Here is a 17,055-nt window from a genome sequence, read left to right on the forward strand (position 1 = left end):
TGCCCCATCGCCGCCGCGGGGTCAGCCCCGCAGCCGGAACCCCTTCGGTGTGCGGGCGAACCCGGCGTCGAGCAGCGCGGCGGGGGCCGGCGCGTCGCCGGGTTGCAGCACCGGGGCGCCGTCGACGCGCTCGACCAGCAGCCCGTCGACTCGGCCGCCGGTCACCGCGTCGGCCAACGCGCCGGCAGCGGCGTGCAGCGCGTTCGGATCGGCGTCGAAAGTCAGCAGCGAACGGCCGCCCCGCTCGACGAACAGCACCAGGTCGCCGTCGACGAGCACCACCAGCGCGCCGGCTTTGCGGCCGGGGCGCGCGGCCGAACCGTCCGGTGCGCCGGACGGCCACGGCAGCGCCGCGCCGTAGGGATTCGCCGGGTCGGCCGCGGCCAGCAGCACCGCCCGGTAGTCGCGCTGTTCGGGATCGACCCCGCCCAGATAGCCCCGCAACCGGTCCACCGTCGAGGCCGCCGCGAACTGCGCGCCGCCCAGCGATTCCACGAAATAGCCGCGCTGGCAACGCCCGGCCTCCTCGAAGCCGGTCAGCACCGGGTAGAGGCCGGCGAACCCACCCGGCACCCCCTCGGCGGCCACCGCCCCCTTGGTCAGGACGCCGTGGCGGTCCAGCAGCAGCGCGGCGCGGTGGTGGGTCCGCAGCGTGGCGTCGGGTTCGGGGGCCGGCAGCGCCGACCAGCGTCCCGCGACCGTCGGGTCGACCGTCCTGGCCGTCGCGGCGGCGACGCTGTAACGGGAGAGCCGCGGTGGGCGCCGCCGCTGCCGATGCGCCGGCGTCGAGCGGCCCGGAGCCCGCCCTGCGGCGAGCAACGCGCGCAGCGGGGCGAACGTATCGCCGGTGACCCAGCCGGCCCAGATCAGCTCCCACAGCACGGTTTTCAGCTGCGCTTCGCGTCCGGGTGCGTCGGGTAGCGCCGCCTCGGCGAGTTGCCGGAAGAAGTACGCTCCGCCGCCGGCCAGCGTGTTCAGCACGGACCGGTGGGTGTCGGTGAGGTCGGTGTCGACCGGCGGATTCAGGGTGAGCGGTGCGGTCTCGGCGGTGTGGAACACCACCCAGCCGTCCGAGGCGGGCGGCCCGCCGGCGATCGCGCCGGCCCCCGACCACAGCATCTCGCCGGAGGCCAGCAGCTCATCGAGCAGGGCGGGGGAGTACCCGGCGACCCGCGGCGCCAGCACCAGCGGCTCAACCGCGGACGCGGGCAGCGGCACCCCGGCCAGTTGCTCGATGACCGTGGCCAGCGCGTCGATGCCGCCGCCTGCCGCGCCGTCGTCAAACTGCTGCCAGGTGGGCAGGAACCGGGCGTAGGCGGCGGTGGAGACCGGCTCGACCTGGGCGCGCAGCGCCGCCAGCGAGCGTCGGCGCAGGATGCGCAGCACCTGCGCGTCGCACCACTGATCGCCGCCGGCGGTGTCGGCGGTCGCGGCGACGAACTCGCCGCGCACCAGCTTGCCGTCCGCGCTCAGCCGGCCCAGGACGTCGGCGGCCACCCGCAGCCCCAGCCCGAACCGGGCGGCTGCCGCCGCGGTGGTGAACGGCCCGCGGGTGCGCGCATAGCGGCCGAGGAGTTCAGCCAGCGGATCGTCGACGGGCGTGGTGAAGCCGGCCGGTACGCCGACCGGCACCGCCACCCCGACGCCGTCGCGCAGTCGCCCGATGTCCTCGATCGCCGCCCACCACGACGCACCGGCGAACGCCACCGGCAGCACCCGTTTGGTCGCGGTCAACTCGTCGAGCCAACCGTCGACCTCCGCATCGCCGGCCCGCTCGGCGATCTCCGCGCCGGTCAGCGGGCCGAGCAGCCGCAGCAGGTCGGCGACGCCCTCGGTGTCGCGGACCGCCTTCTCCGGGGTCAGATGCTGCAGCTGACGACCGGTGGCGGCGATCACCTCGGGGTCGAGCAGCTCACGCAGCTCGACCCGGCCGAGCAGCTCGGCCAGCAACTTCGGGTCGAGGGTGAGCGCGGCGGCCCGCCGTTCGGCCAGTGGCCGGTCGCCCTCGTAGATGAACGCACCCACGTAGCCGAACATCAGCGACGCCGCGAACGGGGACGGTGTCCCGGTGACCACCTCGACCAGCCGTACCCGGCGCTGGCCGACGGCGGCCATCAACTCGACCAGCGCGGGAACGTCGTAGACGTCCTGCAGCGCTTCGCGGATCGCCTCCAGCACGATCGGGAAATCCGGGTAGTGCCGTGCCACGTCGAGCAACTGGGCGGCGCGCCGACGTTGCTGCCACAGCGGTGAACGCCGCCCGGGTTGTCGGCGCGGCAACAGCAGCGCCCGGGCGGCGCATTCGCGGAACCGGGATGCGAACAGCGCCGACCCGCCGATCTCGGCGGTGACGATCGCCTCGATCTCATCGGCGTCGAAGACGAACAGCTCCGCACCCGGTTCCGCGCCGCCGTCGCCCTCGGTCAGCGTGTCGGGCAGGTGGACGACGATCCCGTCGTCGGAGGCGGTGGGTTTCTCCTCGACGCCGTAGCGCTCCCGCAGCCGCAGGCCCACCGCCAGCGCAAGCGGGCCGTGCACCCGCAGGCCGTACGGCGAGTGCAGCACCACCCGCCAGTCACCGAGCTCATCGCGGAACCGCTCCACCACCAGGGTGGCGTCGGTGGGGACGACCCCGGTAGCGGCCCGCTGGTCGTCGAGCAACCGCCGCAGGTTCTCGCGGGCGTAGCCGTCCAAACCCAGGCCGTCGCAGCGGATGTCGAAGGCTGCTTGGTCAAGCCCGGCGAGTTCGCCGGTGAATCTCCCGACGGCAGCGCCCAGTTCGGCGGGACGGCCGACGTTGTCCCCGCGCCAGAACGGCAGCCGGCCGGGCTGGCCGGCGGCCGGGATCACCAGCACGCGGTCGTGGGTGATCTCGGTGATCCGCCAGCTGGTCGCACCGAGTGCGATGACGTCGCCGGGACGGGATTCGTAGACCATCTCTTCATCGAGTTCGCCGACGCGTGAAGGCTTTTCGGGATCGCTGGCCAGATACACGCTGAACTGGCCCCGGTCGGGGATGGATCCCCCGGAGGTGACCGCGAGCCGTTGCGCGCCGGGGCGTCCGGTCAGGGTGCCGGCCTCGCGGTCGTAGATCAGGCGCGGGCGCAGTTCGGCGAAGTCGGTGGACGGGTACTTGCCGGACAGCAGGTCCAAGGTCGCCTCGAACGCGCTGCGCGGCAGGGTGGCGAACGGGGCGGACCGGCGCACGGTGTCGAACCAGGCGTCGACGTCGACCGGTTCCAGCGCGGCCGCGGCGACGGTGTGTTGAGCCAGGATGTCCAACGGGTTACGCGGCACCTGCAGGCTTTCGATCGCACCGGTGCGCATCCGCTCGGTGGCCACCGCGCAGCCGATCAGGTCGGTCCGGTGCTTGGGGATGAGCACCCCGACCGACACCTCGCCCACCTGGTGCCCGGCCCGCCCGATGCGTTGCAGGCCGCTGGCCACCGAGGGCGGCGCCTCGATCTGGATCACCAGGTCGACCGCACCCATGTCGATGCCCAACTCCAGGCTGGAGGTGGCCACCACCGCGGGTAACCGCCCCGACTTGAGGTCTTCCTCGACTTCGGCGCGGGCTTCCTTGCTCACCGAGCCGTGGTGGGTGCGGGCCAGTATCGTTGGGGCGCCGAAGCTTTGACCGCTTCCCATCAGCTGAGCCGGGGCGCCGCCGGCTACCTGCGGGTTGGCTGTCGGCGGTGCGGCGTCGCCGCGGCGTTCGGCGTGGATCTCGTTGATCCGGGCGGTGAGGCGTTCGGCCAGCCGGCGGGAGTTGGCGAACACGATCGTGGAACGGTGCGCCTCGATGAGGTCCACGACACGGGTTTCGACCTCCGGCCAGACGGTGTTGCCGTCCGGGCCGGCCATGTCCGGCACCGGGACCTGCACGCTCAACTCGAAGGTCTTGGCCGCCGGTGGTGCGACGATGCGGGTCGGCGCCGCGCCGGAGAGGAACCGGGCCACCTCCTCGGCGGGCCGCACGGTGGCCGACAGCCCGATGCGCTGGGCGGGTCGTTGCAGCATGGCGTCGAGGCGTTCCAGCGACAGCGCCAGGTGGCTGCCACGTTTGGTTCCGGCCACCGCGTGGACCTCGTCGACGATCACCGTCTGCACATCGGTCAACGCCGAGCGGGCCGACGACGTCAACATCAGGAACAGCGATTCGGGCGTGGTGATCAGGATGTCGGGCGGGTCGGTGACCAGCCGACGCCGTTGCGCCGCCGGGGTGTCCCCGGAGCGCACCCCGACCCGGAGTCGTGGCGCGGGCACGCCGCGGCGCTCGGCGACCCGGCCGATCCCCGACAGCGGGGCCCGCAGGTTGCGCTCCACGTCGACGGCCAGCGCCTTCAACGGCGAGACGTACAGCACCCGGGTGCCGCTGCCCGTGGCGTCGGCGGCCAACCGGTCGAGCGCCCACAGGAACGCTGCCAGGGTCTTACCCGACCCGGTGGGCGCGACCACCAGCACGTGGTGACCGTCGGCGATCGCCGACCAGGCCTGCTGTTGGGCGGCGGTGGGGGCCGGAAACGTGCCGGTGAACCATTCCCGGGTCAGCGCGCTGAACCGGCCCAGGGCGTCTGAGCGGTCGGCGGTCACCCGGTCATCGTGCCAACGGTGGCCGACGCCCGCACCCCCAGCGGGGTTTCGCGCCGGTGGGCGCCGGGTAGCCTGGCACCATCCGCGCCGGTGGAACGGCGGACCGGGGATGGGAGGCCATCTGATGACCGTGTCGAGCAGCGAGACCGCCCCGCGGCAGGGCGGACGCGGACTCCCGGCGTGGCTCAACTGGGTGTTGGCCGTGCTGACGGTTCCCGGGGCGGCGCTGGTGATGCTCATCGCCACCGGGGCGGTGCTGAGCGTGGCGGCGTGCAGCACCACCGAGTGCCCGGAGCTGGGCCGCAACGGGTTCCTGTTCAACGTGTTGTTCTACGCGCCGGTGGTGGTGTCGGCCGCGACCATCCTGGTCTCCTTCGTCACCGCGGCGAAGCGGTGGGGGATCGTGGTGCCGATCCTGGGCTGGGCGCTTCTGGTCGCCGACCTCGCCGCGCTGGCGGTGGTGTTCAACACCGGGTGAAATCTGCGCCGGGTGAATCGGCTCAGCCCCGCTCAGCCCGCCAGAGCCTGCGGAGACAGCTCCTTGGCCATCGTGTCCACCCAGCGCATCTGTCGCAGGGTGTGCGGGTGGCAGCGGGAGGCGACCGTCAACAGCTCCTCGTCCCGGGTCGCCTGCGCGCCCTGCGCGACCAGATCCCATTGCAACGACACCGTCGCGGCCTGCCGGTAGAGGGCGACCAGTTCAGCGAGCAGCAGCAGGCTGGGCTCGGGTCTGCGCCCCAGGAGTCGGCTGTCGGCGGTGCGCAGCCACGCCGTGGCCCGGTGGGTCCGCGGTGGAGCCGCGTCGAGCCGCAGGCCGTGCTGTTCGCCGACCGCGGCCAGCAGACGCAGGTGGCTCTCCGACCAGGCGGCCAGATCGCCGCAGAGGTGATAGACGTCGTGGTCGGCCTGATGGCGTTGCCCGACGCGACGCAACCGGCGGGCCAACGCTGCCTCGGATCGGTACTGCCGCCGGATCAGTTCGGCCAGCTTGGTCATGTTCCGCCGTCCTTTCGCCGCAGGCGCACCGCTGAGGTTTTGAACAGCGGTTGCTTGGACACCGGATCCCAGTCGGTGACCGTGAGTTCGTTGGCGGCCCGGTGCCGGCCGGCGGCGGAACAGTCCCAGTAGCCGTAGTGAAACGGCAGAAATGCCACCCCCGCGCGGATGTCGGTGATGCGGGCGGGCGCGGTCACCGTCCCGCGCGGGGAGGCCAGTTCGACGACGTCGCCCTCGGCGATTCCCAGCCGGTCGGCGTCGGAGCGCGACAACTCCACCCACACCTCCGGTGCGGCCGCGTTGAGCTGAGGGGTCCGGCCGGTTTTGGTGCGGGTGTGGAAGTGATACACCGTTCGGCCGGTGATCAGCCAGAGGCCGTTCTCACCGCGGGGCCGTTCGTGGGGCGGTAGGTACTCGACCGGCCACAGCATCGCCTTGCCGTCCGGGTTCGCCGCGGCGTACTCGGTGGGCTCGACCGCACCGCCGGTGATCAGGTCCTTGGTGTATGTCTCCGAGTACGACGGCTCGCTGAAGAATCGCCCGTCGGCGTAGAGCCGTTCCGTGCCGTCCGGGTGATCGGCGTTGCAGGGCCACTGGATTCCGCCGGACCGGCGCAGTTTGGCATAGCTCAGGCCGGTGTAGTCGCACGGTCGGCCGGCGCTACACCGCTGCCAGGCGGCGAACGCGGACTCGGGACCGTGCCAGGAGATCAGCGGCGCACCGTCGTTGTCGCGGAAATCCATCCGGCGGGCGTAGTCGAGGAAGATGTCGAGGTCGGCACGGGCCTGCCCGGGCGGATCGACCGCCTGGTCCGAGATGTGCACGGTGCGGTCGACGTTGGTGAAGGTGCCGGTCTTCTCCCCCCAGGCCGCCGCAGGCAACACCACGTCGGCGAGTTCGGCGGTCTCGGTCAAGAAGATGTCCTGCACCACCAGCATCAGCCGGTCCTGCCGCAGGATGCTGCGGATCCGGTGCAATTCGGGCAGCGACACCGCCGGGTTGGTGGCGCTGACCCACAGCATCCGCAGGCTGCCCTGTTCGGCGAACCGCAACATCTGCATGGCGTGGGTGGGCTCGGAGTAGTGCGGGATGGTGGCGACGTCGACGTTCCACAGCCGGGCCAGTTGGGCGACATGCTCGTCGTTCTGCCAGTTCCGGAAGCCCGGCAGATCACCGTTGGCGCCGCACTCACGGGTGTTCTGCGCGGTGGGTTGCCCGTTCATCTGCAGCACTCCCGCGCCCGGCCGGCCGATCATCCCCCGGATCAGGTTGAGGTTGTTGACCTGCACCGCCGCGGCGGTCGCCTGGTGGGACTGGTAAAACCCCTGCAGCACGGTGGACAGCAGTCGTTCGGCCCCGCCGACGATGCGGGCGGCCCGGCGCAGGTCTGCGGCGTCGATGCCGCAGATCGCGGCGGCCCGCGCGGCGGGATAGTCGGCCACCGTGGCGGCCAGTTTCTCGAAGCCGACGACGTGGGCGCGAAGGTAGTCGCCATCGATCCAGCCGTGTGCGATGACCTCGTGCAGCAGGCCGTTCATCAACGCCACATTGGTGCCGGGCAGCGGCGCGAGGTGCACGGTGGCGGCGCGGGCGACCGGAGTGGAGCGCGGGTCGACGCAGACGATCTGCGGCGGATCCGGCCCGGCCAACCGGTCCAGAATGCGCGACCACAACACGGTCTGGGTCTCGGCCACGTTGTGGCCGAACAGGGCGATCACGTCGGCGTGGTCGACGTCGGTGTAGGACCCGGGCTGGCCGTCGCAGCCGAAGGACTCCTTCAGCGCCCATTCGGCGGTCGCGGTGCACAGCCGGGTGTTGCCGTCGACGTGGTTGGTGCCCAGCCCTGCCCGGGCGATCACTCCCAGCGTGTAGTACTCCTCGAGGAACAGCTGTCCGGAGGTGTAGAAGCCGATGGCGGCCGGGCCGTGCTCGCCGAGGAGTTCTCGGGAGCGGTCGACGACGGCGGCCATCGCGGTCTCCCAGTCGGTCTCCACCAGTCGGCCGCCGCGGCGGATCAGCGGCGCGGTGAGCCGGTCGCGGGAATTGTTGGCCTGCCAGCCGAATAAGTCCTTGGGGTCGAGCCTGCCGTGGTTGACCCGGTCGTGGCGTCGACCCCGGACCCCGACGATGCGGTCGTCTTTGACGGCGATGTCCAGGCCGTCCCCGTTGGAGTGCAGGATGGCCGCCGACGGCACCCAGCGGTCGACGTCGTCGTCGCCGAGGCCGTCGGCCAGGTAGCCGTCGACCCGCTCCGGCCACCGCTGCCCGGCCGCGTAGGGGGTCCGGGCGCCCCACGGTTCGGCGATGCGGTCGACCATGGGCACTCCTCACGTGGGCGGCGACGACTTCGGCGCGCTCACCGGAGTGCGTACCCGTTCCGGTGGAACGTATGCGGGCGGACCTGCCGCGACGGCGAATCGGGTCGCGAGTCGCGAAACCAGGTTTGGGCAATCGCGAGACCGGGTATGTGCCACCAAGGCCGAGCCGCTGCCAGCGGTCGGCTGACGCTGGCACCAGCCGGCAGGAGGGAGCCTCATGCGTGGGATTCTCGGCGTGGTCGTGTTGGTGTGGCTGTTGATCGGATTGCTGGCGACTTGGCAGCGCGGGTATCTGCAGCACACCGAGACAAGTTGTGCGACAGCGGGAACGATCGCCGTGACGATCATTTCCGGGCCGTTGAACTACTTCGGGGTCAATCCAAAGGTCACCGATTGCCGACTGCCTGAGCCCAGTGCTTTGCAGCCGTCCTGGCAAGAGGTCCAACGAGAAATGGAGTTGTCATGATAGTGCTCGGCATCATTCTGCTGATCCTCGGCTACGTGCTGGCCATCCCCGCACTGTGGACGATCGGCATCATCCTGTTGGTGATCGGTGCGGTTTTCTGGCTGCTCGGTGCGGTGGGCCGGCCGGTCGCCGGAAGACGCTATTGGTTCTAGCCCCAACGCAGTTCCCGGTGCCGGGCCTCGTCCGCCGTCAGGACGGGCCCGGCACTGCTGTGACCGGGTAGCGCAGCACCGCGGCGACACCGTCGGCCGGGTGGATGCGCTCGTCGGTGCGAACCACCCCGGCCCCCACCGCCAACGCGCCGACCGGCAGGGCCTCGTCGGCTCGGATCGTGTGGGCGGGCTGTTCGCCATACGCCGAGAGCACGTCGGGGTCGGCGGCAGCGACCGTCAGCTCCGCGTCGGTGACCACGGTCGCGTCGCCGATCTCCCCGATGATGAGCGTCTCCACCGCACCCTGGTTCAGCGCCGAGCACACCGCGGCCAGCCCCTCGGCGGCCAGGCCGTCGGGCCGGTCGACCTCGGCACGGAACCGTTGCACCACCGCGTCGATCTCGTTCAGCCTGCGCTTGAGCAGTTCGGCCTCGATCCGATCCTGTATCTCGGTCAGGTCGTGGCCGCTGTCGCGGGCCCCCACGTCGAGCACCACCACCCGCTCGGCGATCCGGTCCGGCAGCTCGGCGATGAGGTCGCTGCGGGCCTGAACCTCGCCGACCACGAAGACCGGGTCGGCCCCGGCATCGTCGACGAGTTCGGTGACCCGCACCGCGACGGCGCGGATGTTCTTGCGGGCCGCCTCCTCGCTGCGCGGCTGCGGATCCTTGTAGCCGGCGGACTCCGCGCCGGCGGCCTTGTGCACCGGATAGCCGCCACCGTCGACCGTCTCGGCCGCCAGTCTGCCGTCGCGGTGGACGGTGAGGTCGGCGCCGCGATGGTCGACGGCCGCCAGCAGGTACGCCGACGTGTCATAGCCGTGCGTGATCAGCGGAACCAGATAAGGCAGCGGCGACACCCGAACGGTCGGGGGCGTCGGCCGGATCAGGTGCTCGTTGAGCAACACACCCCCGGAGTCGGCGATGATCGCGCGCCCGCTGGCTCCGACCGGCGAGCGCAGCTCGAACACGGCGCGCTCGACAGCGCTGATCACGGTCTCGTCGGCGTCGTGCTCGGCCAGTTCGTCGCGCAGCGCCCGCCACCTCAGCTCCAGTTGCGTCGCGGCGTCCTCGGTGTCGTGCGAATCCTCGAAATAGATCGATGCGAAGGGCCGCTTCCCGGCCAGCAGCGATCGCAAGCGTTCAGCGTCCATACCGGATCGGGTTGCCGGGGTGCGCGGCGATCAAACGTGCGGCCGTGATTGCCGCGCACTGGTTGCGGGTAGACGTCGTGCTGTGCAGGAGAACACCCCGCTGCCCGACGCCCTCGTCGGTAAAGCCAAGGCGGAAGCCGATGCCTACCGCGGCGATCAGCCACGCCCGCTGGGCGGTTATGCCGTCGTGCTCGGCGTCTATACCGCGCTGGTGGGCCTCATCGCAGTGCTGGCCGCCGCCACCGGCCGAGTACTGCCGGAGCGCTGGCGGGCCCAGGACCTGCTGCTGTTGACGGTGGGCACCCACAAACTGTCCCGCACGCTGTCCAAGGACGCGGTGACCAGTCCGCTGCGGGCGCCGGTGGCCCGCTACGCCGAAACCGGCGGGCCGGCCGAGGTCAACGAGGAGGTCCGTCGGGACGGGCCGCTGCGCCACAGCCTGGGTGAGTTGTTGACCTGCCCGTTCTGCCTGGACATGTGGGCTGCGACCGCATTCGTCATCGGCCTGCTGTTCGCCCCGCGGCTGACCCGGTTGGTGGCCGGCGGTTTCAGCGCGGTGGCCGGGGCGGACTTCCTGCAACTCGGCTACGCCTATGCCCAGAAGCTGGCCGAACGGCACAGTGACTGATCCATCAATCGACTGACCGACTACGGAGGAGCCATGCCCAAGACCACCAGGAGCGGCACACCCAAACGCGACGAGTTGCCCAGCACACTGCAGCGCTCCGACCGCAAAGCGCAGCGCACGTTCGCCAAGGCCCACGACTCGGCGCTCGACGAATACGGCAGCGAGAGCCGTGCTCACCGAGTCGCTTACGCCGCGCTGAAACACAGTTACGAGAAGGTCGGCGATCACTGGGAGGCCAAGGAGCAGCGCGGCCCGTCGGACCGTCGCGCCGAAGGCGGCGGACCGCACAACAGCGGCCCCTCGGCCGAAGGCGTCGACGCCAACGCCAGTAAACGTCACCTGCTGGAGGTGGCGCGCCGCCTCGACATCACCGGCCGCTCGACGATGAACAAACCCGAGCTGGTCGAGGCGATCAAAAAGCACAACCGGCGGGTTCGCGGACGCTAAAGTTGTCGTGCGACCGGGTTTAGATTTTCGGCAGCGGGGGCATTGTTGTGGTCATGAAAGCACGTCACCAGACTCGGTTATTCGCGCAGGTCTTAGGTTCGGCGGCACTCGCCGTCGGCGGCATCGGGGCCCTGGCGCTTTCGTCCACCACTGCGCCGCCCGCCGCCGCGGCGCAGTGCCCCGACGTGGAGGTCGTGTTCGCCCGCGGCACCGGTGAACCTGCCGGGCCGGGGCCGACCGGGCAGGCCTTCATCGACGCGCTGGGCTCGCGGCTGGGTGACCGGTCGATGGACGTCTACGCGGTCAACTACCCGGCCACCGACCAGTGGGCCACCGGGGTCGACGGCATCCGCGACGCCGGCGCCCACATCGTCAATACCGCCAACACCTGCCCGAACACCAAGATGGTGCTCGGCGGCTACTCCCAGGGTGCGGCGGTGATGGGATTCGTCACCTCCGAGGTGGTGCCCGACGGGGTGGACCCGGCGACGGTGCCCAAACCGCTGGACCCGGCGGTCGCCGAGAACGTGGCCGCGGTGGTGCTCTACTCGATGCCCAACGTGCGGGCGATGAACTTCCTCAACGAGCCTCCGGTGGCCATCGGGCCGCTCTACCAGGACAAGACGTTGAAGCTGTGCGTGCCCGAGGACGCCGTCTGCTCCCTGGGCCTGGACTTCAGTGCGCACAACAGCTACGCCAACAACCCGGCGGTGATCAACCAAGGCGCGGACTTCGCCGCCGCCCGCATCAACGGGGTGCCCGCGGCGCCGGCGCCCAACGAGCCGGTGATCGCGGCGCCGAACTTCGGTAACTGATCGCGGTTCGGCACCGGCCTGCTCGATTCTGCGCTGACCACGAGCGCTTCCCGCACAACACCGTGGTCAGCGCAGAGTCGATGGCGTGGACCCAGACGGCGTGGACCGATCAGGGCAGCACCGCGACCGGCGCGCGCCGGCCGGCTGATACCGGCGCTGACGCGACGGCGCGATAGCCGACCCCGCGGACGGTTTCGACGAGGTGTTCGTGGTCGCAGCCGAGCTTGGCGCGCAGCCGCTGCACATGGACGTCCACGGTGCGGCGGCTGCCGCAGTGCCCCCAGACCGCGTTCATCAGCCGGCTGCGGGTCACGGCCTGGCCGGCGTGTTCGACCAGGAAAATCAGCAGCTTGAACTCGGTGATGGTCAGATGCAATTCCCGGCCGGCCAAACTGGCCGAGTAGCCGGCCGGGTGCACGGTGAGTTCACCGAGCCGCAGGGTGCTGTCGACCGACACCTGCTGCCGTGAGATCGCCAGCCGCAGCCGGGTGTGCAACTCCGCGGTGCCACAGGACTCCAAAAGCACGTCGTCGAGCTGCCAATCCAGATCCACGGCCACCAGATCCTCGGGCGCCAGCACCGCCACCACCGCGATCTGCGGGGCTGCGTTCGCCATCACCCGGCAGGCGTGTCGCGCCGCGGCGAGGTCGGTGCGCCCGTCGATGACCACCACGTCGGCGTCACCACCCCGCGGTGGTGGCGGATCGGACAGCGGGGCGTGCCGTAGCCGGTCGGCGACGACCGGCAACGCCGGCACCACCGATGCCGGATCGGCGGCACCGGTGAGCACCAATACGTCCACCGACATCGACCATGCTCCCTTCGCCCGGTACCCGCTGGTTACCCTGCCCGGCGCGGGTTAACCCAGGGTTCGAGCCGGCACTCAGGGCTTCAGCAGCACCTTGACCGCGCCGTCGCGCTTCTCCTGGAAGATCCGGTACCCGTGTGCGGCGTCCTCCAGCGGCAGCTCGTGGGTCGCGAAGGTGTCCACGCCCAACGGGTCGTCGTCGGTGAGCAGGGGCAGGATGTCGTCGACCCAGGGCTTGACGTTGGCCTGCCCCATCCGCAGCTGGATCTGTTTGTCGAACAAGGTGAACAACGGCAGCGGGTCCAGTTTGCCGCCGTAGACACCGATCAGGGAGATGGTGCCGCCGCGGCGTACCGCATCGATCGCGGTGTACAGCGCGGCCAGTCGGTCGATACCGGCGTTCTGGATCAGTGGTCGCGACAGCAGCCGGGGCAGCAGCGCGGTCAGTCGCTGCACCGCTTGGGCGGCGGACGACCCGTGCGCCTCCATCCCGACCGCGTCGATGACCGCGTCGGTGCCGCGGCCGTCGGTGAGCTCCCGGACCGCGTCGCCGACCTCGGGTTGGTCGGTGGCGTCGATGATTTCGATCCCGCGGGCGCTGGCCCGCGCCAGCCGCTCGGCCACCAGATCGACGCCGATCACCCGGAATCCCAGGTGGCCGGCGATGCGCGCGGCCATGTCACCGATCGGGCCCAACCCGAGCACGGTCACCGACCCCCCGGGTGGAACCGCCGCGTACTGCACGGCCTGCCAGGCGGTGGGCAACACGTCGGAGAGGTAGACATACCGGCTGTCCGGCGGCCCGTCCGGTACCGGGATGTGGGTGAACTGGGCCTGCGGCACCCGCAGGAAGTGTGCTTGGGCGCCGGGGATCTGGCCGTAGAGCTTGGAGTAGCCGAACAGGGCAGCTCCGGTGCCGTACTCGTGCACCTGCGTCGTCTCGCATTGGGTGGTCAACCGGTCCCGGCACATCACGCAGTGACCGCAGGAGATCTGGAACGGGATCACCACCCGGTCGCCGGCGCGAAGATTGGTCACCTCCCGGCCGACCTCGCGGACCACGCCGATCGGTTCGTGGCCCATGATGTCGCCGGCCGCCATGAAGGGACCCAGTACCTCGTAGAGATGCAGGTCGGACCCGCAGATGTTGGTGGTGGTCACCTCGATGATCGCATCGGTGGGTTCCTCGATCACCGGATCGGGAACGGTGTTCACCTCGACGTTGCGGGGTCCCTGCCAGGTCACGGCGCGCATCAGCGACGTTCTCCGCTCGGCGGCATCGGCTTCGTCATCCCATGGCTATTGCCCTGCGGACGGCCGGCCAAACCGACTCCGGTGCGTCGTTTGCCGCCGGTGCGCGCGGGTACCCGGCCGTCAGACCCCTATCCGGAAGGAGCGGCCGTGGATCGCAAACAGCAGCAGTTGGACGACTACCGGGTCGACCGGGAGTCGGGATATCTGACCACCCAGCAGGGTGTTCGCGTCGACCACACCGACGACGCGTTGAGCGCGGGGGAGCGGGGGCCGACGCTCCTCGATGATTTCCACGCCCGCGAGAAGATCACCCACTTCGACCACGAGCGCATCCCTGAGCGGGTGGTGCACGCCCGCGGCGCCGGCGCCTACGGGTACTTCGAGACCTACGACGACTGGCTGGCGCCCTACACCGCGGCGAAGTTCCTGACCACACCCGGCAAGCAGACCCCGGTGTTCGTCCGGTTCTCCACCGTCGCCGGCTTCCGGGGATCGGCGGACACCGTGCGCGACGTACGCGGGTTCGCCACCAAGTTCTACACCGAACAGGGCAACTACGACCTGGTCGGCAACAACTTCCCGGTCTTCTTCATCCAGGACGGCATCAAGTTCCCCGACTTCGTCCATGCGGTCAAACCCGAACCGGACAACGAGATCCCGCAGGCGCAGTCCGCGCACGACACACTCTGGGACTTCGTGGCGCTGCAACCGGAAACGCTGCACACCATCATGTGGCTGATGTCGGACCGGTCGCTGCCGCGCAGCTACCGGATGATGCAGGGCTTCGGGGTCAACACGTTCCGGTTCGTCAACGCCGACGGCGAAGGCACGTTCGTCAAGTTCCACTGGACGCCCAAACTGGGTGTGCACTCGCTGATCTGGGACGAGTGCCAGAAGGTGGCCGGCAAGGATCCCGACTTCAACCGTCGCGATCTGTGGGACGCCATCGAGGCCGGCCAGTACCCGGAGTGGGAGCTCGGGGTGCAGTTGGTGCCGGAGAGCAAGGAATTCGACTTCGATTTCGACCTGCTCGACGCCACGAAGATCATCCCCGAGGAGCAGGTGCCGGTGCAGCCGGTCGGCAAGATGGTCCTCAACCGCAACCCGGACAACTTCTTCGCCGAGACCGAGCAGGTCGCGTTCTGCCCGGCCAACGTGGTGCCCGGCATCGACTTCACCAACGATCCGCTGCTGCAGTTCCGCAACTTCTCCTACCTGGACACCCAGCTGATCCGGTTGGGCGGGCCCAACTTCGCGCAACTGCCGATCAACCGCCCGATCGCCGAGGTCCGCAACAACCAGCACGACGGCTACGGCCAGATCACCATCCCGAAAGGCCGGTCGAGCTACTACCAGAACTCCATCGGCGGGGGCTGCCCGGCGATGGGCGCCGCCGGCGACCCGGACGTGTTCCGGCACTACACCCAGAAGATCGACGGCCACGCGATCCGCAAACGTGCGGACAGCTTCCAAGACCACTACAGCCAGGCCCGGATGTTCTGGAAGAGCATGACGCCGGTGGAACAGGAGCACATCGTGGCCGCATACGGCTTCGAGTTGGGCAAGGTGCGCGCCGAGGAGATCCGCGCCGCGGTCGTCGAACAGATCAATCTCATCGACCATTCGATGGCCGCCCGGGTCGCGGCGCTGCTCGGGCTGCCCGAACCCGAGGAACGTCCCGTCGACGACACGATGGCGCCGTCACCGGCGCTGTCGCAGGTGGGTACCGGCAGCGGCGGCATCGAGACCCGCAAGATCGCGGTGCTGGCAGCCGACGGCGTCGACGTGGAGGGCACTCGCCGGTTCATCGAGGCGATGGCCGAACGCGGCGCCGTGGCCGAGGTGCTGGCTCCGACCGCGGGCGGCACCCTCGCCGGCGGATCCGGCGGCGAACTGCCGGTGGACCGGGCGATCAACACGATGGCCTCGGTGCTCTACGACGCGGTGGTGGTGCCCTGCGGAGCGGACTCGATCGCCACCCTGAGCGGCGACGGCTACGCACTGCATTTCATCACCGAGGCATACAAACACCTCAAGGCGGTGGGAGCCTTTGGCGCCGGGGTAGACCTGTTGCGGCGGATGGACTTCGGTGAGCGTCTCGCCGAGGACACCGACGTGGTCGAGGCGCACGGCGTGGTGAGCACCGCCGCAGCCGCGGCCGACCTCGCTGAGCCGTTCTTCGACGCGTTCGCCACCGTGCTGGCCAAGCACCGGGCCTGGGATCGGCGCACCGAGGCCGTACCGGCCTGACCGACCCGCCCCGCCCGGCGCAGTGAACGCATAGGCTCAAGAGACGCTGCACCGCCGCCGACGGAAGGGGATATCCGTGTCCGATCAGACCCCGCTGACGAACGGGGAGCCCAGGCGGCGTCGACCGGTGCTGCGGAACGATCCCACCGTCGGGGTGGCCGCGCGATTCGCGTTGCTGGTCACGGTGGTCGGGGTGGCGGTGCTGCTCGTCGCGGGGTGGTGGGCCAGCGGCTGCGACAGCGGCGCGATGGGCGGTGCGGCCTGCGGGGTGCCGCAGCGCGCGGCGCTCGCGCTGGCGTCCCCGGTGATCCTGTTCGCCGGTGCGATGCGGGCGTTCGTGCGGACCTACCGGCGCTACCGCGCGGGTGAGCAGTGGTGGGGTTGGCAGGGCGCCGGGTGGTTCCTGCTGATGCTCTGCTTCGCGATCCTGCTCATGTCCGGCGCGCCGATCGCGGGGCCGGCGCTGTTCGATTGAGGGCCGAGACGGTTGCGGGAAAGGGAAAAGGGCCCAGCCGTAGCGGCTGAGCCCTTCTCGCGGTAACAGGTTGAGAGAATCCGGCCGGGCAGAGCCCGCGGGACCGGATCAGCTGTCGGGGTCCTGGCTGGCCTTCTGGCGCTGCTCGTCGACCTTCGCCTCGGCGCGGGACTTCTCGGCCTCCGCTTCCTTCTTGGCGGCGTCGCGCTCGGATTCGGCCTTGTCCTGCTGAGCCTTGCCCTCGCGGATCATGTCGTCGCGGCCGGTCACCGTACCGACGGCCTCCTTGGCCTTGCCCTTGGCGTCCTCGACGACGCCCTTGATGGCTTCTTCGGCGGCGTTCTTGTCAGTCATGTGTCCACCTTCCCAGTGCTGCTAGTGGTTTCGCAGTTTCGCGATGAGCTTGCTTTTCGTCAGCTTCGAATAGCCGGACATGCCAAGCTCTTTTGCCCGCTTTTTGAGCTCAGGGACGGTCCAATCCTGGTAGGACCCCGAACGTCCGCCGCGTTTACCGACTTTCGAGCGGCCACTCGCGGCGGCGGCGTTCGCGATGCGGGCGGCTTTCTCCTTCGAGTCGCCCTTGTCGCGCAGATCCTGGTAGAGACGCTCGTCCTTGATCGACGAGTTCGGCATCTCCTTCTCCTTTCCGCGCTGAATCTTCCCGACCCGCACACCGGAGTGCCCGCTGCGGGATCGGTCT

General features: G+C 70.1%; 16 protein-coding genes. 8 read left to right on the top strand and 8 right to left on the bottom strand.

What is annotated here, in order from left to right:
* Positions 1-21: 21 nt before the first annotated feature.
* The gene (locus AWC30_RS08515; RefSeq protein WP_234807996.1) at positions 22-4,593 is read right to left on the bottom strand and encodes an ATP-dependent helicase; all 4,572 of its coding nucleotides are present in this window, start codon (positions 4,591-4,593) and stop codon (positions 22-24) included.
* Positions 4,594-4,717: 124 nt separating this feature from the next.
* Between AWC30_RS08515 and AWC30_RS08520 the strand changes: the two genes are divergently transcribed.
* On the top strand, positions 4,718-5,071 hold the full coding sequence (locus tag AWC30_RS08520) for a hypothetical protein (protein ID WP_085109764.1): 354 nt from the start codon (positions 4,718-4,720) through the stop codon (positions 5,069-5,071).
* 32 nt (positions 5,072-5,103) lie between these two features.
* Here the strand turns inward: AWC30_RS08520 and AWC30_RS08525 are convergent, their stop codons facing one another.
* Together AWC30_RS08525 and AWC30_RS08530 are read right to left on the bottom strand one after the other, a co-directional pair.
* A complete protein-coding gene (locus tag AWC30_RS08525) occupies positions 5,104-5,589 on the bottom strand; it encodes a hypothetical protein (protein WP_085109765.1) in 486 nt (161 codons plus the stop codon).
* Positions 5,586-7,907 carry a molybdopterin oxidoreductase family protein gene (locus tag AWC30_RS08530; RefSeq protein WP_085109766.1) on the bottom strand — a complete coding sequence of 774 codons (2,322 nt, stop codon included), beginning with the start codon at positions 7,905-7,907 and terminating at the stop codon, positions 5,586-5,588. Before AWC30_RS08530 ends, AWC30_RS08525 begins: the two co-directional genes overlap by 4 nt.
* A gap of 217 nt (positions 7,908-8,124) precedes the next feature.
* Here AWC30_RS08530 and AWC30_RS08535 point away from each other — a divergent pair, with 217 nt between their 5' ends.
* Both AWC30_RS08535 and AWC30_RS17785 read left to right on the top strand, forming a co-directional pair.
* Complete coding sequence (locus AWC30_RS08535; protein WP_085109767.1) at positions 8,125-8,373, top strand: hypothetical protein; 249 nt, start codon at positions 8,125-8,127, stop codon at positions 8,371-8,373.
* Complete coding sequence (locus AWC30_RS17785; protein ID WP_165756469.1) at positions 8,370-8,525, top strand: DUF6131 family protein; 156 nt, start codon at positions 8,370-8,372, stop codon at positions 8,523-8,525. The genes AWC30_RS08535 and AWC30_RS17785 overlap by 4 nt, the downstream gene beginning before the upstream one ends.
* Positions 8,526-8,562: 37 nt before the next feature.
* On the opposite strand, the gene AWC30_RS08540 is transcribed toward AWC30_RS17785, so the two are convergent.
* Positions 8,563-9,678 carry an Rv2629 family ribosome hibernation factor gene (locus AWC30_RS08540; RefSeq protein ID WP_085109768.1) on the bottom strand — a complete coding sequence of 372 codons (1,116 nt, stop codon included), beginning with the start codon at positions 9,676-9,678 and terminating at the stop codon, positions 8,563-8,565.
* Between the two features lie 82 nt (positions 9,679-9,760).
* Here AWC30_RS08540 and AWC30_RS08545 point away from each other — a divergent pair, with 82 nt between their 5' ends.
* Genes AWC30_RS08545 through AWC30_RS08555 form a run of 3 tightly spaced genes read left to right on the top strand, consistent with a single transcriptional unit; the run spans position 9,761 to position 11,568 of the window.
* Positions 9,761-10,306: a DUF1360 domain-containing protein gene (locus tag AWC30_RS08545; RefSeq protein WP_085109769.1), complete on the top strand. Its 546-nt coding sequence runs from the start codon at positions 9,761-9,763 to the stop codon at positions 10,304-10,306.
* Positions 10,307-10,339: 33 nt separating this feature from the next.
* Positions 10,340-10,753 carry a ChaB family protein gene (locus tag AWC30_RS08550; protein ID WP_085109770.1) on the top strand — a complete coding sequence of 138 codons (414 nt, stop codon included), beginning with the start codon at positions 10,340-10,342 and terminating at the stop codon, positions 10,751-10,753.
* 53 nt (positions 10,754-10,806) lie between these two features.
* Complete coding sequence (locus AWC30_RS08555) at positions 10,807-11,568, top strand: cutinase family protein (RefSeq protein WP_085109771.1); 762 nt, start codon at positions 10,807-10,809, stop codon at positions 11,566-11,568.
* 109 nt (positions 11,569-11,677) lie between these two features.
* Here the strand turns inward: AWC30_RS08555 and AWC30_RS08560 are convergent, their stop codons facing one another.
* Together AWC30_RS08560 and AWC30_RS08565 are read right to left on the bottom strand one after the other, a co-directional pair.
* Positions 11,678-12,376, bottom strand: coding sequence for a winged helix-turn-helix transcriptional regulator (locus tag AWC30_RS08560; RefSeq protein WP_085109772.1), 699 nt, complete (start codon positions 12,374-12,376; stop codon positions 11,678-11,680).
* A 75-nt stretch (positions 12,377-12,451) separates the two neighbouring features.
* Positions 12,452-13,630, bottom strand: a complete 1,179-nt coding sequence (locus AWC30_RS08565; RefSeq protein ID WP_085109773.1) for an alcohol dehydrogenase catalytic domain-containing protein — start codon at positions 13,628-13,630, stop codon at positions 12,452-12,454.
* 147 nt (positions 13,631-13,777) lie between these two features.
* Between AWC30_RS08565 and AWC30_RS08570 the strand changes: the two genes are divergently transcribed.
* Together AWC30_RS08570 and AWC30_RS08575 are read left to right on the top strand one after the other, a co-directional pair.
* The gene (locus AWC30_RS08570) at positions 13,778-15,880 is read left to right on the top strand and encodes a catalase (protein ID WP_085109774.1); all 2,103 of its coding nucleotides are present in this window, start codon (positions 13,778-13,780) and stop codon (positions 15,878-15,880) included.
* A 76-nt stretch (positions 15,881-15,956) separates the two neighbouring features.
* A complete protein-coding gene (locus AWC30_RS08575) occupies positions 15,957-16,355 on the top strand; it encodes a hypothetical protein (RefSeq protein ID WP_234807997.1) in 399 nt (132 codons plus the stop codon).
* Positions 16,356-16,463: 108 nt separating this feature from the next.
* Here the strand turns inward: AWC30_RS08575 and mbp1 are convergent, their stop codons facing one another.
* Both mbp1 and AWC30_RS08585 read right to left on the bottom strand, forming a co-directional pair.
* On the bottom strand, positions 16,464-16,709 hold the full coding sequence (mbp1, locus tag AWC30_RS08580) for a microaggregate-binding protein 1 (protein ID WP_085109776.1): 246 nt from the start codon (positions 16,707-16,709) through the stop codon (positions 16,464-16,466).
* A gap of 21 nt (positions 16,710-16,730) precedes the next feature.
* Positions 16,731-16,988, bottom strand: coding sequence for a DUF7218 family protein (locus AWC30_RS08585; RefSeq protein ID WP_085109834.1), 258 nt, complete (start codon positions 16,986-16,988; stop codon positions 16,731-16,733).
* Positions 16,989-17,055: the final 67 nt, after the last annotated feature.

This window comes from Mycolicibacillus trivialis (genome assembly GCF_002102395.1).
GTDB lineage: Bacteria > Actinomycetota > Actinomycetes > Mycobacteriales > Mycobacteriaceae > Mycobacterium > Mycobacterium triviale.

Excerpts from the sequence above, each read along its gene's own strand:
- AWC30_RS08540 (WP_085109768.1), bottom strand. The coding sequence starts at position 9,678 with ATGGACGCTGAACGCTTGCGATCGCTGCTGGCCGGGAAGCGGCCCTTC.
- AWC30_RS08585 (WP_085109834.1), bottom strand. The coding sequence starts at position 16,988 with ATGCCGAACTCGTCGATCAAGGACGAGCGTCTCTACCAGGATCTGCGC.
- AWC30_RS08560 (WP_085109772.1), bottom strand. The coding sequence starts at position 12,376 with ATGTCGGTGGACGTATTGGTGCTCACCGGTGCCGCCGATCCGGCATCG.
- AWC30_RS08525 (WP_085109765.1), bottom strand. The coding sequence starts at position 5,589 with ATGACCAAGCTGGCCGAACTGATCCGGCGGCAGTACCGATCCGAGGCA.
- AWC30_RS08530 (WP_085109766.1), bottom strand. The coding sequence starts at position 7,907 with ATGGTCGACCGCATCGCCGAACCGTGGGGCGCCCGGACCCCCTACGCG.
- AWC30_RS08520 (WP_085109764.1), top strand. The coding sequence starts at position 4,718 with ATGACCGTGTCGAGCAGCGAGACCGCCCCGCGGCAGGGCGGACGCGGA.
- AWC30_RS08550 (WP_085109770.1), top strand. The coding sequence starts at position 10,340 with ATGCCCAAGACCACCAGGAGCGGCACACCCAAACGCGACGAGTTGCCC.
- AWC30_RS08565 (WP_085109773.1), bottom strand. The coding sequence starts at position 13,630 with ATGCGCGCCGTGACCTGGCAGGGACCCCGCAACGTCGAGGTGAACACC.
- mbp1 (WP_085109776.1), bottom strand. The coding sequence starts at position 16,709 with ATGACTGACAAGAACGCCGCCGAAGAAGCCATCAAGGGCGTCGTCGAG.
- AWC30_RS17785 (WP_165756469.1), top strand. The coding sequence starts at position 8,370 with ATGATAGTGCTCGGCATCATTCTGCTGATCCTCGGCTACGTGCTGGCC.
- AWC30_RS08535 (WP_085109767.1), top strand. The coding sequence starts at position 8,125 with ATGCGTGGGATTCTCGGCGTGGTCGTGTTGGTGTGGCTGTTGATCGGA.
- AWC30_RS08555 (WP_085109771.1), top strand. The coding sequence starts at position 10,807 with ATGAAAGCACGTCACCAGACTCGGTTATTCGCGCAGGTCTTAGGTTCG.